The sequence below is a fragment of the Pseudomonas sp. HK3 genome (assembly GCF_052920985.1).
The window spans coordinates 209,158-227,573 of record NZ_JBREXD010000002.1; the positions used below are offsets into that span (position 1 = coordinate 209,158).

17 protein-coding genes, 1 other RNA gene and 2 pseudogenes are annotated in these 18,416 nt (G+C 41.4%); 11 read left to right on the plus strand and 9 right to left on the minus strand.

Annotation, left to right across the window (positions count from 1 at the left end):
- The first annotated feature begins 167 nt into the window (after positions 1 to 167).
- From ACU6U9_RS11890 to ACU6U9_RS11900, 3 genes are read left to right on the plus strand one after another with little or no spacing between them, the layout of a single operon-like run.
- The gene (locus ACU6U9_RS11890) at positions 168 to 392 is read left to right on the plus strand and encodes a hypothetical protein (RefSeq protein ID WP_446735265.1); all 225 of its coding nucleotides are present in this window, start codon (positions 168 to 170) and stop codon (positions 390 to 392) included.
- A gap of 43 nt (positions 393 to 435) precedes the next feature.
- Positions 436 to 1,221: a hypothetical protein gene (locus ACU6U9_RS11895; RefSeq protein ID WP_446735266.1), complete on the plus strand. Its 786-nt coding sequence runs from the start codon at positions 436 to 438 to the stop codon at positions 1,219 to 1,221.
- On the plus strand, positions 1,221 to 1,997 hold the full coding sequence (locus tag ACU6U9_RS11900; RefSeq protein ID WP_446735267.1) for a hypothetical protein: 777 nt from the start codon (positions 1,221 to 1,223) through the stop codon (positions 1,995 to 1,997). The genes ACU6U9_RS11895 and ACU6U9_RS11900 overlap by 1 nt, the downstream gene beginning before the upstream one ends.
- Before the next feature lie 24 nt (positions 1,998 to 2,021).
- Here ACU6U9_RS11900 and ACU6U9_RS11905 read toward each other — a convergent pair whose 3' ends face one another.
- The 4 genes and pseudogenes from ACU6U9_RS11905 to ACU6U9_RS11920 form a co-directional block, all read right to left on the minus strand.
- Positions 2,022 to 2,693, minus strand: a complete 672-nt coding sequence (locus tag ACU6U9_RS11905) for a pseudouridine synthase (RefSeq protein ID WP_446735268.1) — start codon at positions 2,691 to 2,693, stop codon at positions 2,022 to 2,024.
- On the minus strand, positions 2,686 to 3,468 hold the full coding sequence (locus ACU6U9_RS11910; RefSeq protein ID WP_446735864.1) for a CLCA_X family protein: 783 nt from the start codon (positions 3,466 to 3,468) through the stop codon (positions 2,686 to 2,688). The genes ACU6U9_RS11905 and ACU6U9_RS11910 overlap by 8 nt, the downstream gene beginning before the upstream one ends.
- A gap of 20 nt (positions 3,469 to 3,488) precedes the next feature.
- The gene (locus tag ACU6U9_RS11915) at positions 3,489 to 4,385 is read right to left on the minus strand and encodes a DMT family transporter (RefSeq protein ID WP_446735269.1); all 897 of its coding nucleotides are present in this window, start codon (positions 4,383 to 4,385) and stop codon (positions 3,489 to 3,491) included.
- A gap of 278 nt (positions 4,386 to 4,663) precedes the next feature.
- Positions 4,664 to 5,200 (minus strand): annotated as a pseudogene (locus ACU6U9_RS11920) (EAL domain-containing protein); the annotation flags it as partial.
- 69 nt (positions 5,201 to 5,269) lie between these two features.
- Here ACU6U9_RS11920 and ACU6U9_RS11925 point away from each other — a divergent pair.
- Complete coding sequence (locus ACU6U9_RS11925; protein ID WP_446735270.1) at positions 5,270 to 6,475, plus strand: IS256 family transposase; 1,206 nt, start codon at positions 5,270 to 5,272, stop codon at positions 6,473 to 6,475.
- Between the two features lie 5 nt (positions 6,476 to 6,480).
- On the opposite strand, the gene ACU6U9_RS11930 is transcribed toward ACU6U9_RS11925, so the two are convergent.
- Together ACU6U9_RS11930 and ffs are read right to left on the minus strand one after the other, a co-directional pair.
- Positions 6,481 to 7,851: an EAL domain-containing protein gene (locus tag ACU6U9_RS11930; protein ID WP_446735271.1), complete on the minus strand. Its 1,371-nt coding sequence runs from the start codon at positions 7,849 to 7,851 to the stop codon at positions 6,481 to 6,483.
- A gap of 191 nt (positions 7,852 to 8,042) precedes the next feature.
- Positions 8,043 to 8,139: signal recognition particle sRNA small type (gene ffs / locus ACU6U9_RS11935), an RNA gene on the minus strand.
- Positions 8,140 to 8,352: 213 nt separating this feature from the next.
- On the opposite strand from ffs, the pseudogene gloB reads away from it, so the two are divergent.
- From gloB to ACU6U9_RS11950, 3 genes and pseudogenes are all read left to right on the plus strand, one after another.
- A pseudogene (gene gloB, locus ACU6U9_RS11940) lies at positions 8,353 to 9,111 on the plus strand (hydroxyacylglutathione hydrolase); the annotation flags it as partial.
- A gap of 78 nt (positions 9,112 to 9,189) precedes the next feature.
- Positions 9,190 to 9,915: a hypothetical protein gene (locus ACU6U9_RS11945; protein ID WP_446735272.1), complete on the plus strand. Its 726-nt coding sequence runs from the start codon at positions 9,190 to 9,192 to the stop codon at positions 9,913 to 9,915.
- A 309-nt stretch (positions 9,916 to 10,224) separates the two neighbouring features.
- Positions 10,225 to 11,190, plus strand: a complete 966-nt coding sequence (locus tag ACU6U9_RS11950) for a class 1 fructose-bisphosphatase (protein WP_446735273.1) — start codon at positions 10,225 to 10,227, stop codon at positions 11,188 to 11,190.
- Between the two features lie 91 nt (positions 11,191 to 11,281).
- Here the strand turns inward: ACU6U9_RS11950 and ACU6U9_RS11955 are convergent, their stop codons facing one another.
- A complete protein-coding gene (locus ACU6U9_RS11955) occupies positions 11,282 to 13,252 on the minus strand; it encodes an EAL domain-containing protein (RefSeq protein ID WP_446735274.1) in 1,971 nt (656 codons plus the stop codon).
- An 83-nt stretch (positions 13,253 to 13,335) separates the two neighbouring features.
- Positions 13,336 to 14,049: a hypothetical protein gene (locus ACU6U9_RS11960; protein ID WP_446735275.1), complete on the minus strand. Its 714-nt coding sequence runs from the start codon at positions 14,047 to 14,049 to the stop codon at positions 13,336 to 13,338.
- Between the two features lie 125 nt (positions 14,050 to 14,174).
- Between ACU6U9_RS11960 and ACU6U9_RS11965 the strand changes: the two genes are divergently transcribed.
- Both ACU6U9_RS11965 and ACU6U9_RS11970 read left to right on the plus strand, forming a co-directional pair.
- Positions 14,175 to 14,573: an MAPEG family protein gene (locus tag ACU6U9_RS11965; protein ID WP_446735276.1), complete on the plus strand. Its 399-nt coding sequence runs from the start codon at positions 14,175 to 14,177 to the stop codon at positions 14,571 to 14,573.
- Positions 14,574 to 14,656: 83 nt separating this feature from the next.
- On the plus strand, positions 14,657 to 15,976 hold the full coding sequence (locus tag ACU6U9_RS11970; RefSeq protein ID WP_446735277.1) for a 3-oxoacyl-ACP reductase: 1,320 nt from the start codon (positions 14,657 to 14,659) through the stop codon (positions 15,974 to 15,976).
- A 16-nt stretch (positions 15,977 to 15,992) separates the two neighbouring features.
- On the opposite strand, the gene ACU6U9_RS11975 is transcribed toward ACU6U9_RS11970, so the two are convergent.
- Positions 15,993 to 16,649, minus strand: a complete 657-nt coding sequence (locus ACU6U9_RS11975; protein ID WP_446735278.1) for a hypothetical protein — start codon at positions 16,647 to 16,649, stop codon at positions 15,993 to 15,995.
- A 140-nt stretch (positions 16,650 to 16,789) separates the two neighbouring features.
- Between ACU6U9_RS11975 and ACU6U9_RS11980 the strand changes: the two genes are divergently transcribed.
- Both ACU6U9_RS11980 and ACU6U9_RS11985 read left to right on the plus strand, forming a co-directional pair.
- Positions 16,790 to 17,545, plus strand: coding sequence for a GNAT family N-acetyltransferase (locus ACU6U9_RS11980; RefSeq protein WP_446735279.1), 756 nt, complete (start codon positions 16,790 to 16,792; stop codon positions 17,543 to 17,545).
- A gap of 29 nt (positions 17,546 to 17,574) precedes the next feature.
- Complete coding sequence (locus ACU6U9_RS11985) at positions 17,575 to 18,387, plus strand: lysophospholipid acyltransferase family protein (RefSeq protein WP_446735280.1); 813 nt, start codon at positions 17,575 to 17,577, stop codon at positions 18,385 to 18,387.
- The last annotated feature ends 29 nt before the right edge of the window (positions 18,388 to 18,416 follow it).

The following is an 18,416-nucleotide window of genomic DNA, read 5'->3' on the forward strand; positions in this document are numbered from 1 at the left end:
CATTCATTGAGTTAAGCAAACTTAGCAACAAGTGGGTAACGAAAAGGTAACAGGCCTAAAATAGCCATATTTTTCGGCGCTCTAGTCAGAAATAGACAAGGTTAGGGGCAATCCTTTATTATCGCCGCTCAGGAATAATGCAAAACCAGCAATAAGGTATATTACAGATGAACGGAACTCGTTTTAGCCCGCATTTTTATGCTTGGCTGTGCGTATTATTAGCGGCTATTTTTTACGGGAATTTCCGTAGTGACACCTTGCTTGCACAATATTTAAGCTTTTTTCACTTCAATGCACTCAGCACCGTACCGCTTCCGTCCTTCATCAGCCTGCATTTACCCAGCTTTTTACAAAACTGCATTTATCGGTTATTTGGCATTCTTCCTGATTAAACCGTCAACTCGTAAACCGCTTTATATCGGCATGACTGCCTTCATGACGGCAAGTTTACTGGAAGGCATGCAATCCGTAGCATTACTGCCAGGCACCTTCGACTACCTTGATTTACTGGCTATTATCATCGCAAGCGCCCTAACTGGTTATGTAGCCTATGGCAAAGTAGGCAACATTAACAATGCCGCCAAAAAGACCAAGGCATTCTTAATCGCACCTGCATTTTTAGGTGCTTGTTTCGTTTCAATGGGCTGTTATGAAGGTTGTGACGATGATGAATTCACTTGTGTGGAGCCGGTTACCTTAACCTGGGCAGACCTACGAGCCGATGTAATCCCTGTCTATAGCAACAGCACAACTCTTACCTCTGCTGGCAAGATTTATGTCAACGGTAACCATTTATTCATTATTGATAATTACCGTGGTGTGCATATTTTTGATCAAACAGATAACCAGAACCCTATTCGTGTTGCATTTGTGCCAATACCTGGGGCATTAAACTTGAGCCTTCAAGGCGATAGCATATACGTAAACAGCTTTACTGATTTTCTCGTCATCAATTATCAAAAAATATTAGAGGGTGCGTTCGACCAATCATATGTCTCGCGTCAACAAAATATGTTTAGAGCTCCCATATTTTCTAACTTTCTTCCTGATGAGTATGCACTAGACGGTGAACCGGACGATTATGAAGATTTCATCGTGCGTGAGTCCAGCAATACACAAAGCTTACCGGCCAAGGGATTTATCGTTGGTTATATCGACACAGATAAAAACGAAGTGCTATATGGCGAATATGACGACACTGACACCAGTGGAGATAAATAATGAAACAAGCTATTAAACTCACACTATGCATGATAGCGATTAGCTTGATCAGCGCGTGTAATTTAGAATATAAGCCAAGCGAAGACGCCGAAAGCAGTGACGGTACCATATCCCCTACTGCTGACTTTATTGTTCAAAACAACCATTTAATTACCATCGAATCAACGTTCATAAAAGTTTATTCATTAGCTGACCCAGCCAAACCATTATTAGAGCAAACTTATTCATCAACCGATGATTTAGAACTTGAAACGCTTTACGCATATAAAACAAATATGTTGATGATCGGCACCAAAACAGGGACTTATTTTAAAGACCACTCAACTGCCGGCAAACTGGATGACGTTTCATTTTCAAAATTATTTACCAGCTGCGACTCTTTCGTTACCCAAGGTAACTACATGTACATGACATTAAGAGGCGATCAAGATTGCAGTTCGACTAATAACTCACAAGATAAAAACCAACTACTGGTTTATAACATCATACAAGTTGACCAACCCAACTTAATAAAATCCATTGATATTGATAAACCCTACGGCTTAGGTACTAATGTTGGTGGCACAAAGTTATTTGTTTGCTATGAACAAGGAATTTTAGAGTTCGATTTGACGGTACCCACTGCACCTGTCCTGAAAGGTGATTATTCTCAGCAGTGTAATGACATCATCGCAACCGAAGATCCTATGGTATTAACCGATGAAGATGGTATTCGCTTGGTTGAATATGCAGGACCAGGGTTAACTGAGCTTTCTATTATTCGTAAAGGCGAATAAACCTGCTTAGCAAGCATAAACAAGTTAAAATGGGCAAGGTGACTCTACCGTCATCTCTTGCCCTGTCACTGGATGCTTAAACGACAAGCTACTTGCATGCAGCATCAGCCTATCAGACAACGCTTTCGATTCTTGCGTCGCGTACAAATCACAACCTAAAATTGGATGGCCATATTCAAGGCTATGAATACGCAGTTGATGGGTACGCCCTGTTAGCGGTTTAAACGTTACCTTAGTGCGATCGTTTAATCTCTCAATTACCTCAAATTCGCTTTGTGCAAGCTTACCGGTATCAAAGCATATTTTTTGCCTTGGAAATTCACCCTTCGCGATGGGTAAGTCAATGATGCCACTCTCATCTTTTAATTGCCCGTGCAGCATCGCTGTATAGGTTTTATGGACTTCGCGATTTGAAAACTGCTGATTTAAGCTCTTAACAATGACTTTAGATAACGCCACTAGCATAATACCTGACGTACCAAAATCTAAACGGTGCACAAGTAAGGCTGAAGGAAACAATTGCACTAAGCGAAAATGCACAGAATCTTTATTCAACGGATTTTTACCCGATAAACTTAATAATCCGCTCGGCTTATTAATCACCACAATGGCATCATCTTGATAAAGAATATCAATCTGGCCATCACAAGGTGGGGCGATAAAATCATCAGGCAATAGCTGAGGTATGTCAGGCATTATTTGCATCCTGACGCTTTAGCACATGACCTAGCGTATTAAAATATTGTTTAAACGCCGCATTAATACGTAATCGGTGCTCACCTTCTGGGTATAATCCAAGCTTGGCTTCTTCTGATTGCTTAGTGCCCTTTACTAAAAAATTATTTTTAATAGGGGCATCTTGTACAAAGGCCTCAAAGGCGCGGGCGCACATTTCTTCTGGCTTACTAAAATAATAACCTTTGGTTTTCTTGTCCATCAATGCGCTGTGTTTAAAATAGTCACTGGGTGCATCACCGGCTGCATTCAAAATAATGGTTTGAAAGCACTGAGAGAGTAAATCATTTAATGGGTGCTCTATTTGAGTGACATCATCCAACCATGCGTTACTGGCAAAGTCACCTTTAGCCGCACCATTGAACGATTTTTCAGTAATATAATGATCAAAGCCATGAAACCATTCATGGGCAATGCTACCTGGTCCTGCATTTTTGGCTAAAGAAAAGCTGCGAGTAGCAGGCTCATAATGAGCCATTACACCCGGTTGACCGCCACAACCGTATTGCAGAGCCAAGGTACCGCGTAAGGATATTAAGTTTTCAGTGCCCCCTAGGATGGTCATCAAGTCACACAGTGCATCATAGAATAACGGGGCAGCCTTTTGTTTTTCGGCTTCTTTGACCCACTTACCAATTTGTATGCTGCGAAAGTCAAAGCGCTGTCGAATCGACACAAAGGAAATATCGTCACCTTGCTGATGATTGGGTCCACGACGATAGAATTCTCGATTCAACATAATATTAAAGGGACATGTTATTTATCTGGCACTAGAATAACGGCTTGTGAGCGTAATGACACTATACCTGCTGCAAACAGCGCCCCTAAACTGGTCAAACATAATGCAATAACACCGTGAAAGGTTAGTTCCTCTGACAATAAAGCCACTGCTGCTAAGCCACTAATAACAGGGACAAACGCCATCATTGCGCCCATTTTTGATGGCCCTATTTTTTCAACCGCCACCATATATAAAACCATCGCCACAATCACCGCAATAAAGCCCTGATAAAAACCTTGAAGTAATAACTCACTCCAAGGCGCCATCGGTATTTTAGATTCAAAAAAGGCAATATAAATAGGTAAAAATAATACAAGTGAACCATAGGCAACGGTGGTGGTGGCTTGCCATGGTGAAATTTGCCAGCGCTTTGCAAGAACCGTGTATAACGCCCAGCACACGACAGACAGTACAATTAGCGCATCACCCAACATCGAAGCATTAGGCGATGTCTCCGTCAGCATTAGTGCGGCGCCTACGCCAATTAAGGCAAGGCCAATGGCTCGTAATGCACTCATTTTTTCAGCTAAAAACATAAACGCAAATAAAGCACTTAAAAACGGAATCAACCCAGGTAATAACACCGCGCCGTGTACAGCGGTTGTGTGCTGAAAACCCGCATACACAAAAAAGCAATAACCTAGGCCACCCGTTAACGCCAAGGTAAACCCTTTCACGTTAAACCAAGGGCGATGATAATAAGCAAGTGGCAATAATAACAAACAGCCAATCATAAAACGCAAGGCAACAGTGTCTACTGGCATTAATGTGCCCTGCCCGCCTACGCGTGATACCAAGACAAAGCCAGACCAACAACTGATGGCAAGTAAACCAGCCATATAGCCAATCATGTTATTTGTTGGTTGATGCATAAATACCTTAATACTGCGAAACGTAAGAATGGGTGGCTATAGTAACAAACTAGGAAATGAGCTGAGTAAAAATCGACTAATTTATAAGAGACAGAGTGTTTCTAAATTTAAGACAATCAAGGTGAGGCATTTAAATCGCAGTATTTTCTAAGCATCTAAGTTATGCATAAAGACGCACATGCGGGTTTTAAAAAATATAGTGTTTAATCAATAGTGAAGATAGTGACCTCATAACACTCCGAAAACTAGTATATAACATTTCTCTAAAAATGATCAGACTATCGAGGAGATATAATCGAAATGCCTTGTTCAAATAACGCATCTATCTTGCTATGCGATAACGGACGACTAAAGTAAAATCCCTGAATAAAATCACATTTGTGCTTATTTAATAACGCCAATTGTTGAGCATTTTCGACGCCCTCTGCAACCACTAATTTTTCTAATTCGTGAGACAACGAGATAATCGCCCGCACTAAAACATAATCACTTCGGTTGCTGCATATATTATCAATAAAGCTCTTATCTAATTTTAGTTTTACAACCTTAAGACGCTGTAAATATGATAGCGAGCTATATCCTGTACCAAAATCATCCAGTGAAAAAGTGACACCCATTGATGCAATCGCGCTTATGTTTTCAATCGCCCGCTCTATGTTCGCTAACAAACCACTTTCAGTAACCTCAAGCTGCAATAATTCAGGCGAAATACTATGGCGATTTAATTTTTCTTCTATATAAATAGGTAAATCTGTCAATACTAATTGTCGATGAGACAAGTTAACGGCAATTGGTTTAACCTGATTGGGGTATTTGTTTTGCCAATCAGGTAGTGTTCAAAATTCTGTGTCATTTCTTTAAAATCACTAAAAAAGAGATGACATATGACCAAACCAACATTCGATATGGAAGCCGCCCTTAAAGCCCTACGTGAAGGTCAAGACCTCACTGGAAAAGACGGTATTCTTACCCCTCTAATCAAGCAACTCACTGAAGCCGCCTTGCAAGCTGAGCTCGAAGATCACCTTGCTAATGATCCCAATCATAATCGTAAAAATGGCAAAACCCAAAAAACCATGAAATCTCCCGCAGGCAAATTCGAGCTAGAAACCCCTCGTGACCGCGCCGGAACCTTTGAGCCTCAAATCGTTAAGAAAAATCAGACACAGCTTACGGATGAGCTCGAGCGTAAAGTATTGGCTTTGTTTGCACTGGGCAATAGCTATCAAGATATCCGCTCACACATCGAAGATTTGTACGGTGTAAACCTCTCCAATGGCACTCTCAATGCCGTTACCGATAAACTCCTGCCAGAGCTTCAGGCATGGCGTACGCGTGAGTTAGATGCGGTGTACCCCATTGTTTGGCTTGACGCTATTCACTATAAAATAAAAGACAATGGCCGTTACGTGAGTAAAGCTATTTACACCATTTTGGCGGTGAATATTGAAGGCAAAAAAGAGCTGCTTGGCCTGTATTTATCGGACTCTGAAGGCGCTCATCACTGGCTAAGTGTGTTAACCGATTTAAACAATCGCGGTGTTAAAGATATTTTAATCTGCTGTATTGATGGCTTAAAAGGCTTCCCTGAAGCGATTACGACCATCTACCCCAACACTGAAATCCAGCACTGTATTATTCATCAAATCCGCAACTCAATTAAATACGTTGCCAGTAAAAATCAGAAAGCGTTCATGGCGGATTTAAAGTTCGTTTATAAGGCGACTAACCTGGATGCTGCAGAAAGCGCTCTCGACGAGCTAGAAGCTAAGTGGGGCGATCGATACCCTATGGTGATTAAGTCTTGGCGAACCAAGTGGGATACCCTTACAACGTATTTTAAATACCCTGATTACGTGCGCAAAGCCATCTATACCACCAATGCCGTTGAAGCGGTACATCGGCAATTTAGAAAACTGACAAAAACCAAAGGCGGTTTTGCCAACGAAAACAGCTTGCTGAAATTATTGTACGCGGGTATTTTAAAAGTCTCGGAGCGCTGGACGCATCCCGTGCAAAATTGGAATCTTACGCTGTCGCAGCTGGCGATTCATTTTGAAGGTCGACTGGATGAACACATCGACCTGTAGAAAATTTAACTGACACAGAATTTTGAACAGCCTCGCCAATCACGCAAAGTTTCACACACTTTTTCTAATACTATATCCCCAATGCGAATAATAGTTTCAGATTCCTCTGCCACTCCAATAAAATCAACCGGAGAGATAACATTGTCATGTTTATCTTTTAATCGAACCAGTGCTTCAAAACTTATAATTTCTCCTGTATTTGAATTTACAATAGGTTGATATTCAACATAAAAGCAATCATGATCTAAACCATGTTGAATCATTTGTTTAATGTCATGATGCCTAGACAAGTCGTCACTATTCGATTTTTCAAAATAATTAATAACACTCTCACCAAAGCTTGCACTTTTAGCATTATTGAGTAGCACTTCAGCCATCAATGAGTCATTAGGGAAACTTGATACCCCTATTTTAATATTCAAATAATACTGTTCATCATCCAGCGGAACGACCTCAGATAAACATTCTTCTATCAAAGACTCTAATAAGAGTTCAGTGCTTTTTCCCAATAATTGAACAGTTGATTTTTCATAATAAAATACAGCAAAAACACCTTCGTCTAAATAGGATATATTAATGGCCACATCTAAGTTGGCCCTTAAGCGTATTGCCATGTAGTAGGTCAACTGGTCTAACCATTCTTTGCCTTTCACTTCTCTTAATTCGATAAAATCAACCAGACGAATAACACATACTTTTATGCCTTTACTGTGCATGCCTGTAATGATCATTTGGTCTAGGCGATCTTGAAATAACTTTTGATTGGGAAGGCCTGTCAGCTCGTTATAATATGCGATAGCCGTCGCATGATTTTCTAGTTTCTTAACGTGCTGCTCATGTAGTAATTGATCTTGGACTAACTTAGTAAATAATTTAAGTTGTTCAGCATCCTCTACTGAGAACTGGCGAGCTTTCGTATCAATAATGCAGCATGTCCCTAAGGCCAATCCATTTGCAGAGCGCACAATGGCTCCCGCGTAAAAACGAATATTTGGCTCATCAAGTACTAATGGATTATATCTAAACCGATCATCTAGCAAAGTATCTTCCACCACTAATGTATCGTTTTGAGCGACAGCATGGCCACAGAATGATACATCCCTGGGGGTTTCTTTAACCGCTAGGCCATAGCTAGATTTAAACCACTGCCGATTTTCATCAACCAAACTGACAAGGGCCATAGGAACCGAAAAATGCCGGCTCATCAGTCGAGTCAGTTGATCCAAGATTTCATCGGTGGGAGTATCTAAAATAGCTAACTCATGCAGCTCCGCCAGCCTATCTTGTTCATTATCTGGCTCAACGGGTGGTGTGTAGTGCAACTGCTCATTAACGTGCTTTGAAAGTATTGCCGATACATTTGTTAATTTATTCAATTCTTAGAAACCCCTAGTGAATAGAGCATTACATGATAAGAATAGATTGAATTTTAAGCACAATAGGCTCGATAGTACCGATATAACACTTTAATCTAATCGATAATTTTCTAAAACTTAACGCTAAAGAAAGCTGTTAGGAGCAATTAAGAAAAACGTAGAGATAGGATGATATAACAAGGAGGTGGAGGGACCTCCAGCCACACCCCGGCACACAAGTCCATAACTACCGTTGCTCCCTTCCAGGCCTGGCGGAGTTCGTTATTTATTGTTGCGGGGGGACCGGAGGCCACCATAATGTGAAAGCTAAAATAACGCCTTCAAATGCTTCACTACAAATAAAGCACGCGCATTGTCTTAAAAAAACCAGTTAGTTTCAAGGACTTATTGCCTTTAGGTCACATTAAAGCAATACAGGCAGGCCTACGGATTCCTGATACACTCACAAAAAAGCATGAATCGGTAACCCTATGCTCAAAATGACACCCATTCCTATCTTACCAAGACAACTACGCTTGGCTTGTACAAAATGAAGGCCAGACCCTTGTCGTAGACCCAGGTGAAGCTGAGCCTGTTATAACTTACCTTAAGCACAATAATCTCACCCTAGATTACATGTTTATCACCCACAAACACTGGGATCATGTTACCGGCATCGCTGAAGTCAAAGCCGCATTTCCGGAATGCATCATCTATGGCACAGGCCATCATGAGATCCCTTGTCGTGACATAGCACTAATGGGAGGTGAAGTGTTCGAACTAATGGGCCTCAAATGGCGCGTCTGGCACACACCCGGGCACACCCTTGACCACATTGTGTTTCATACACAAACCAAAGAAGATAACGGTATAACTCAAGATCATATCCTAAGTGGTGATAATATCTTTGCCTGTGGTTGTGGCCGTATGTTTGAAGGCACGCCTGGACAATTCCATGCATCCCTACAAAGTATTGTTGCGTTGCCTCCGTCAACTAAAATATATTGCACTCACGAATACACTTTGACCAATATTGACTTTTCTTTGCATATTGAACCTAACAACACCTACACGCTTCACCGCCAAGATGTATGCAGTGCGCTGCGGCTAGAAGGCTTACCGACCCTGCCCACTACAGTGGCAGACGAACTTAAGAGCAACCCCTTTGTACGCTGCAACGCACCCGATGTTATTCGCGCAGCTGAGCATTTTAGTGGCAAGGTATTGGGGAAACCAGAAGAGGTGTTTGCGGTTATACGACAAATGAAAGATCAGTTTTAAATATCAGCCTGCATTTACACAATGACTAAGGCCATCTTATGATGGCAAACTGCATTCCACTTTCAAGATAAAATAATAATGAAAAAACATACTTGGCACCCCATCCCAAACCACCCAGAGTTATTATTTGGGCAGTATGTTGTGCCCAATTTTGCTTCGAACTCTGTTGCCGTTAAAATCTCGGATACTGAGTTTGTCGTCATCAGTCCTGGTGAATCGTTACTGGCACCTTGGATTGAACAATTCTCAAATAACATAAAATTACACATTATCCTTCCGAACGCCTATCACCACATTGGGGTTAAAGCGTGGTTGGCTGCATTTGATGATGTCACCCTTTATGCAAGTGAATTAGCCATTACACAGCTTAAAACTAAGGGTTTTTCACAAACGTCCATTCTAGCACTTGAACAAACCCAGCCCCCTTTGCCGTTGGGGTACGATGTATTGTTTCCACCTGGTCACCGTGCGGGTGATATTTGGGTTCGTAAGCAATATTCAGATTCAGGCGACGCAGTCAACCAAAGTACTTGGATTACCTGCGACAGCTTTTTAAATTATGAACGCCTATCTCATCAGCCAGTTGCGCGATTCATGCAAACAATATTAGGCGCTGCACCTAACCTAAAAATAAGCCAGATCGTGAAGTGGTTTATTTTAACGAATAGACAAACATTTAAAGCATGGGCTTTATATTTATTAAAAAGTGATAACCCCACAACCTTAATTCCAAGTCATGGTGAAGTTCGATCAAATTCGAAATTAGCCCAAGAAATACACCATCTCATACAGCAACGTTTATAGGTTTTAAGCCCACTATTTTATCGTCGTGCAAATATCCATTAAATTGCATGGATCCATCATAATGGATGAATTCATAATTACTCGCTATCGACAGCATGATTTTGACGCATGACATCCATGACACAGAGCGATAAATAAAGCATGCCGTCAGCAGCCTGCTCTTATTGACCTTCCCCATACCTTCGGCCATTGCACTTAACACGATACTAGGGTGTCTGATTTTGCCGTCTATTAATGGCCATAAATAGGCGTCTTGTGTACAATGCGGCAATTTTTAGATCCTTTTAAATCTTACTGGCAGGTACATACATGCAGACAGTTCAGCACATTCTTGAACAAAACCAAATTTCGGCCCCTTTGACCGAAACCATCAACACCGTGCTAACTGCCAGTAAAGACATTGCCTTACTTTTACAAAAAGGCGCTATGGGCGACATTTTAGGCTGTGCTGGTGTAGAAAATGTTCAAGGGGAAACGCAGAAAAAGCTAGATGTTATCTCTAACGATCTATTAAAAGATGCATTAAAGGCCTGTCCTCAAGTTGCGGGAATCGCCAGTGAAGAAGAAGACCTACCTGTAGCCGCAAACACCGATGGCCAATTTTTAGTCATTTATGACCCACTTGATGGCTCATCAAATATCGACATCAACGTTACCGTCGGTACGATTTTCTCTATTTTACCAAGCAATGGTGGCAACACAGCAGAAGAAGCCACTTACCTGCAAAAAGGCCGCAACCAATTAGCTGCTGGCTATGTGCTGTATGGCCCGTCAACTTTATTGGTTATGACAACAGGCCAAGGCGTGGATGTTTTCACACTTGATCCAGACACAAAAGAATTTGTTTTAACCGAAGCCCAATCACAAATTACGCCTACGACCAAAGAATTTGCCATTAACATGTCAAACCAGCGTTTCTGGGCAAAGCCAATTCAGAACTACGTAGCTGATCTACTTGAAGGTGAAGAAGGCCCGTTGGCTAAGCGCTATAATATGCGCTGGGTAGCCGCAATGGTGGCTGAGGTTCATCGTATTATTAATCGTGGCGGCATCTTTATGTACCCATGGGATAGCCGTGAGCCAGGTAAGCCCGGCAAACTGCGTTTAATGTATGAAGGTAACCCAATGGCAATGCTGGTTGAACAAGCCGGAGGCATAGCGAGCAATTCAGAAATCTCGATTTTAGATATTCAACCAGAATTGATTCACCAGCGTGTGCCTGTGATTTTAGGCAGTAAAGAAGAAGTCAATACTGCCCTGTCTTATTACAAGTAAGGCTGCGCATTTAAAAAGCCCTAGTGACTTATTTTAATAAGTCACTAGGGCTTTTTTATAGGGCTTATTTAACATACACAAATAAAAATAATTAATTAATTACCGCATTTTTACCCCATGCTTTTTGCAGCAATATAAATTCTTCAGGCAATACAGGTTTACTCACAAAATACCCTTGTACCATATCGCATTGCATTGACGCTAAACGCTCAACCGTTGCAAAGTCTTCAGCGCCTTCAGCCACAACGGTTAAAGAAAGGTTATGTGCAAGGTTAATAATTGAATTCACAATAATTTCATCTTGACTGCTTACGCACATATTACGTACAAACATAATATCGATTTTTAACGTATTAATTGGCAATTGACGTAAATAAATAAACGAAGAATAGCCCGTTCCAAAATCATCAACTGCAATACTAACGCCCATATCGCTTATTAGCCTTAATGTATTTAAAGCTCGCTCTGGATCCACCATTAATGCACTTTCTGTGATCTCAACTTCAAGCAAATGTGGCGGCACTTGATACTCATCCAATTTGGCTTGCATAAAGCCAGGCAAATCATCATTCAATAGGTTACGTGTCGAAACATTCACTGATGTTTTTATGTAAAGACCATCATTCATCCAATGTTTAATTTGACTTAAAGCCTGATCAACTACCCAGTGGGTCATGCCGATAATAACGTCACTCATTTCAGCCAGTGGAATAAATTCAGCTGGGCTAATTAACCCTAACTCTCGATGTTGCCAGCGCAGCAGTGCCTCTGACGCTTGTATTTCATTACTGTCTAAGTTTAGTTTTGGCTGAAACACTAAAAAGAATTCATTATTGCGTAAGCCTTTGCTCATATCGGCCATCAAAGCTAAGCGCCTAGGGCTGCTTTCATCCATTTCGCTGCGATAATGCAATACACGCGAGGTATCTTTTTTTGCTTTATACATGGCAACGTCTGCACAACGCATAATCGTGCTGGCTTCTTTTCCATTATCAGGGTAAAACGCAATGCCAATGCTGCAACCAATTTCGACATTTAACTGGCCAAGGTCAAACGGTTCTCGTAATTTTTTAACAATTTCAAATGCCATTTCATTCATTTCATTAGCGCCTTCTACAGAGGGCACAACAATAGCAAACTCATCTCCTCCTAAACGCGCAAAGAACGCCCGTTTACGGCTAATAACATCCCTTAATCTTGGTTCAATTTTTTTAAGTAGCACATCACCATAATGATGACCAAGCGCATCATTAACCTCTTTAAATCGATCTAAGTCGATTAACATCAATGCTGCTTTAAAACCAAATTGATTTGCTTGTTCGACTTTTTCATCAAGGTAGTCACGCAATGCGGCTCGATTCGCTAAACCGGTTAAATTATCATGACGATTTTGATGTTCTAAATGCTGAATATGATTTTTACTATCGGTAATGTCGCGTAAAATAATCCAAACTCTATGCAGTCTCTTTTCTTCAATGTCGGTCATCACCGTACAGCTTAACCACTGGATATCACCATTTGTATTTTCATGCGCCACCTCAATAACTTCACTACTATAGCCACTTTCTAATACATAATTCATTAAATGTTTTAGGCTTTTTATACTAAGAAATTCTGTTGTAGAAGGTTCTTTACTAAACCCAAACAACGTAATAAAGGCGGGGTTTACTTCTTTAAGTTTGGCATTTTTCTTAATACCTTCCCATTGTTCATTAACACTCTCATCGATGTAAATTGATGGCTGAATAATAAGATCGGCTATGGCTTCATGACTACTTTCGATAAACGCTCGGTAACGATTACTGCTTTGCTCAATTTGGCGTTTGTCTTGCCTATGGGCTAATTCAGAGAGAACCCGCATACTAAAAATTGATAAGCAGTCGAGTAACAAGTCACTCACCTCTTCTTCACTCATCCCCATTACCAAAATAACCCCCAGAGGCGCATTTAAATCATCTCTTAAAATAATGCCGCCATAAAAAGGTAACAAAGAATTAAGCACTAGATCTGGTGTATTTTCTTTCGGCTCCTTTTCTAAATCAAACCAGCTCCAATCATTCACCTTAAATTGGGCTTCATTTAATTTAAAATCTGAATAAATGTAATCCTTTTCTTCGCCTTGGTGGCTAACATAGCGATAGCCGTCTAAATCTGTATTGTATTCCCACCCACATATAATATAGAGCTAGGCACGAGTTCATGTATTAGCCCTAAAATATTCTTCATCGTCGCTTTATTTTGAGCGTTAAGATCTTTGGCTACTTTTTGAATAAAACTGCCTTGAAACTTAACTGACGTAATATCCGTCGCAATAAAAGCTTCTCCTTGGATATTATTGAGCGAGAATTGATTAATCAAAAATACAAAACGCTCACCATCTTTAGCCCTAAGAGGCATGTTTTTTTGATTTGATTCAATGTCAGAGAACGGATTTTCACTGTGGAATTTTTCTTGTAAGACTTTAAAAGCATGATTTTGATAAATCACTTGGCCATTCTTAATCACAAATATGGCCGCAGGCATATTATTATAAACCTGCATAAGCCACTGCTCTGTTTGCTTGTATTCTTGTTCTCGGGCACTCATGGCCCAAATACCCCAACCCACGCCACAAAGCATCGTAAGTAAAATAAGAGAGAAGGCATACTCCGCTATTTCTAGCAGCCGTGTTTGTCCGCCAACATGCCCAAATAACTGAACACCGTGAACAATAAACAGCATCACCACTGATGCAATCATTAGGTTCATCACTGGCTTGCCAAGCACCGTCACCGCTTTATGAAAACTTAAGCTGACACCAAGCGCTAATAGCACCACTAAAATAAGTCGAGAAATCGATAAATATTCAAACCAATACACAAAAACCACCTAACATTCTTATCTTTTAGGTATAGCTAATACTCTTCGTACTGGCCATCTTTGATGGCATTGACAGTATTAACGCTTAGTCATAATGTGTGGCCCTAATTAAATGCGAGACAATCATGCCATTACTTCCCATTACCGCCTTATATGGTTCATTACTTGGTTTTTTATTACTGCACTTAGCGTACACAGTCATAGTGTGTCGACAAGCACATAAATCAGGGTTAGGGCACACTAACAACGAGCTACTCATCGTTGGTCGCAACCACGCAAATGCGACTGAATACATCCCTATTACCTTGATATTATTTGCATTGGCAGAGTTGAATGGCGCTGCGAATAGCCTATTACATGTCATTGGCAGTGTGTTTATGGTTGCTCGACTCGTTCATGCTTGGGGATTCAAAATGAGTAAAGGCAAAGCCCATATAGGCCGATACTACGGCACGTTACTGAGCTTTTTATCTATTATATTACTGGCGTTCATTAACCTGTATTTAAGTTGGCCATACCTTTAATAAAGGCTGACTTTTTCGCCCTTTTTTATTCATGAGGGTTTGCTTTACAATATCCGCCTCACAATAAGTATAAGTAAGTACCCATGAGCAAGATTATTGAAAACCTGTTTTATTCGAAAGTTGGCCAAAGCTTACTCGGTGCTCTTGGTGTAAAACCCGCAATCGAGCTTCATCGTTACCAAGGCGAAACCCCCTGGGTTACAAGCTCAATACTGCTACCGCAGACCCCATCATCAAGCTTAGCCGAGGTTCTCACGCAAGCTGATATACAATTTGAAGTTTTACATGAAGGTCAAGATAACAGACACAGCGCGGCGTTATTCGATGCCACTGCATTCAAAACCAGCCATGATCTAACCGCCCTTAAAACTTTTTTTGCGCAATTAACTAAGCGACTGAACCCTTCATCGCACATAGTGATTCTTGGTTTAAACCCTGAGATATGCACTGACATCGAACAAGCCAGTGCTATGGAAGCATTAAATGGCTTTACTCGATCACTGGCGAAAGAATTTGGGCGCAAAGCGATCATGGCAAATGTGGTGTATTGCCACAATGTCAATGCGGCGATTACCACGCCACTGAACTTTTTATTGAGTCATCGCGGTGCTTATATCAGTGGACAACCTCTTTATGTCGATGATTCAACAAAACCGACTCAAGCTTGGCAAAAACCATTAAATGGTCAACTGGCCCTTGTAACGGGTGCCGCACAAGGTATTGGTGCGGCCATTGCCAAGGCATTAACACGAGAAGGGGCTACCGTTATCGGTTTGGATATCCCCCCTGCTAAGCAAGCACTGGAAGCCACACTGGCACCACTCAATGGCATTGCTGTCACTGCAGATATTACCGCCAGTGATGCGGTCGAGCATGTGATAAACGCGCTGGCGGGTAAAAAATTAGACATCGTCGTGCATAATGCAGGTGTCACGCGTGATAAGACCTTGGCTCGCATGCCTGAGCATTTTTGGGATATGACGATCAATATCAATTTAGCCGCACCAATGAACATAACAACGGCGCTAGAACAACAAAATCAACTCAATGATGACGCTCGCATCATCTGCATTAGCTCAATCAGTGGTATTGCAGGCAATGTCGGGCAAACCAATTACAGCGCGTCTAAATCTGGCGTTATTGGTTATGTACGCAAGCAAGCAAAACTATGGGCGAATACCAACAAAACCATCAACGCCATTGCACCTGGCTTTATCGAAACCCAAATGACGGATGAGATCCCATTTATGACTCGAGAATTGGGCCGCCGTATGAACTCTATGTCACAAGGTGGTCGGCCTGAAGATGTGGCCCAAGGTGTTGTGCTCTTTGCTCAACCAGGTAGTCATAGTTTAAATGGCCAAGTATTGCGTGTATGCGGCCAATCTTTAATCGGTGCTTAACGAAAACTTAGCTTGATCAAAACAAGGACTGTGGGGTTTTCTTATCCCCTTTTCCTTGCCATAAGCGCCACTCACCGCTCACCATGACGAGCTGTAAACGTTTCTCAAAAGGACGTTTATGGCTTTCTAATGCTCGCCTTAATAAACGATTCTCGCGTTGTTTTAAATCGATCTTTGCGACCCAGTCGGGTACATCGTTTACATGCCATGACAAATACACTTCGCAAAAGTATTCGCCCGAAATATCATTCACTTGGCTCACTGAAAAAATTTCTTGCACGCTTGGACGACCATAAAAAATACCTTTATCGCTCACCAAAGGGCTCTGTGCATTAAAGCTGTATTTGAAACCACCCACACTGACCTCTCTTGGCTCGCCATACATCATCTTTTCTGCAAGAAAGCGGGTTTTCTCTTTTGTCACTAAGCCTAGTGTTACCCAAGGGTCTATATTTTTAATCATGGCTTTATGAGTGCGTTCGACTTCAATTGGTAGTTCAAACGGTTTATGAAACAGCAGTTTTTGGCCAATTTCATGGTCAAATATGTTAACTATTTGCGTATTTGTGGGCTGAGTTGGTAATAAATAGATATCCGCGGCTCTGAGCATATTCGGCGAGAATACTGTCAGTATCAGCACATTCGCGAACACGTTTAAATATCGTGACCTCATTACACTTAGCCTCTCCTTGTAAGCCATTGTATAAGCCTAGCTCAAAACTCATTATTTGGTCGTCATCAAACCGTAAAGGCATTGTCACCTAATTGTCATTTGATCCCCTTAACGTGCATTAAACACGTAAGGAGAGCCCTATGAACCAAGCCGCTCAATTACAACTTCAACCACAAGCTGCCACCTTGATTGCTTACATCACTCAGGACCCAGCTGAAATTCATCAAGCATTTCAGTTACGCCACCAAGTGTTTTCAAAGGAATTTAGTGCGCAATTAAATTCACAGACTCACGGCATTGATCGCGATAAGTTTGATGATGTATGCCATCACTTAATTGTCAAAGAATCCCAGAGCCAACGCATTGTGGCCTATAGCCGTATTATCACCAGTGACATTGCTAAACAACATCACGGCTTTTATACCGCAGGGGAATTTGACCTATCTAACATTGTAGATAAAACAAAACGCTACATGGAAATCGGTCGCACCTGCGTCAGCGATGACCACAGAAGCGGCTCCGCCATCGCGTTATTATGGGGGCAAATTGGGCAGTTTATGATGGAGCACAACATTGATTGCTTAATTGGTTGCGCCAGCATTCCATTTGCTAATGGTAGTCGCCAAACATTAGCGGTTATTGATTATTTACGCAGCAAGCACTTCACCAATGAAGATTTACGTGTCACGCCGAAACACCCTTTGCCACCTCTGAGCAACAGCATTGATGGTAAATCTCTAGTCCCTCCCTTGTTAAAAGCCTATTTACGCATGGGTTGTAAGGTTTGTGGGGAAGCGCACTGGGATAAAGAGTTCAATGTAGCCGATGTCATGGTTTTATTGGAAAAAGAAAACATCAACATGCGCTATATGAAGCATTTTTTACGCGCGGCCTAAACAGCCATTTTTGAATTTAAGGAATCTTTATGTTGACCATTTTAACGGCGCCATTTAGAGCAGTTATTGGTTTTATCACCCTGGTATCCATGGTTATCAGCGCCGTATTGTTGTACCTATTTGTTAATGATGACGTTAAACGTAAAGCCCTCATTGAGATATGCCAACGCCGTTTATGTTCGGTGCTATTGCGCTGCTTTAACGTCGAAATTCATTACATAGGCGCCGCTAACCCTGACGCAAGAATGCTGATGGCAAATCATATTTCATGGCTTGATGCTCTGCTGTTTATGCCAGCCCCTAAACTAAGGTTTATCGCTAAATCAGAAGTTAAAGATTGGCCAATCATTGGCTTATTAGCTCAATTGCTGGGTACTGTTTTTATTCGTCGTGAGAATAAATTTCAAGTTTATCGTTCACTGCCTAATGCCCAGCGTCATATTCGTGAGGGTGATAACTTAATCATTTTCCCAGAAGGCACAACCACAACAGGCGAAGATGCCCTACCGTTTCGCCCAATGATGTTTGAGGTTGCTAAACGCGAAAACTGCTTGATACAGCCAGTGGCGATTCGTTATTGGGATCATAATAAAAATATCAGCAAAATCACGCCCTTCATTGGCGATGACGATATTTTAATCAGCATTCTCAAATTATTACTTGAGCGTAAAACATTAGCCTATGTACACTTTTTACCGGCATTGAACCCAGCCGAACTTGACCGTAAACAAATGGCAAGCGCAAGCCAACAGGCTATTTCTCAAACCTTACAACAGCCTTATGTCGCACCAACACCCGATCATAGAGATGCACCTGCCAGCCATCAACAGGTGCAGTCCTAGTAAGGTCAACATAAGATAGTTAGAATGCG

What these genes read in the sequence shown, in the direction of transcription:
- ACU6U9_RS11890 (WP_446735265.1), top strand. Translation starts at nt 168, where the DNA reads ATGAACGGAACTCGTTTTAGCCCGCATTTTTATGCTTGGCTGTGCGTA.
- ACU6U9_RS11895 (WP_446735266.1), top strand. Translation starts at nt 436, where the DNA reads ATGACGGCAAGTTTACTGGAAGGCATGCAATCCGTAGCATTACTGCCA.
- ACU6U9_RS11900 (WP_446735267.1), top strand. Translation starts at nt 1,221, where the DNA reads ATGAAACAAGCTATTAAACTCACACTATGCATGATAGCGATTAGCTTG.
- ACU6U9_RS11905 (WP_446735268.1), bottom strand. Translation starts at nt 2,693, where the DNA reads ATGCCTGACATACCTCAGCTATTGCCTGATGATTTTATCGCCCCACCT.
- ACU6U9_RS11915 (WP_446735269.1), bottom strand. Translation starts at nt 4,385, where the DNA reads ATGCATCAACCAACAAATAACATGATTGGCTATATGGCTGGTTTACTT.
- ACU6U9_RS11925 (WP_446735270.1), top strand. Translation starts at nt 5,270, where the DNA reads ATGACCAAACCAACATTCGATATGGAAGCCGCCCTTAAAGCCCTACGT.
- ACU6U9_RS11945 (WP_446735272.1), top strand. Translation starts at nt 9,190, where the DNA reads ATGAAAAAACATACTTGGCACCCCATCCCAAACCACCCAGAGTTATTA.
- ACU6U9_RS11950 (WP_446735273.1), top strand. Translation starts at nt 10,225, where the DNA reads ATGCAGACAGTTCAGCACATTCTTGAACAAAACCAAATTTCGGCCCCT.
- ACU6U9_RS11965 (WP_446735276.1), top strand. Translation starts at nt 14,175, where the DNA reads ATGCCATTACTTCCCATTACCGCCTTATATGGTTCATTACTTGGTTTT.
- ACU6U9_RS11970 (WP_446735277.1), top strand. Translation starts at nt 14,657, where the DNA reads ATGAGCAAGATTATTGAAAACCTGTTTTATTCGAAAGTTGGCCAAAGC.
- ACU6U9_RS11975 (WP_446735278.1), bottom strand. Translation starts at nt 16,649, where the DNA reads ATGAGGTCACGATATTTAAACGTGTTCGCGAATGTGCTGATACTGACA.
- ACU6U9_RS11980 (WP_446735279.1), top strand. Translation starts at nt 16,790, where the DNA reads ATGAACCAAGCCGCTCAATTACAACTTCAACCACAAGCTGCCACCTTG.
- ACU6U9_RS11985 (WP_446735280.1), top strand. Translation starts at nt 17,575, where the DNA reads ATGTTGACCATTTTAACGGCGCCATTTAGAGCAGTTATTGGTTTTATC.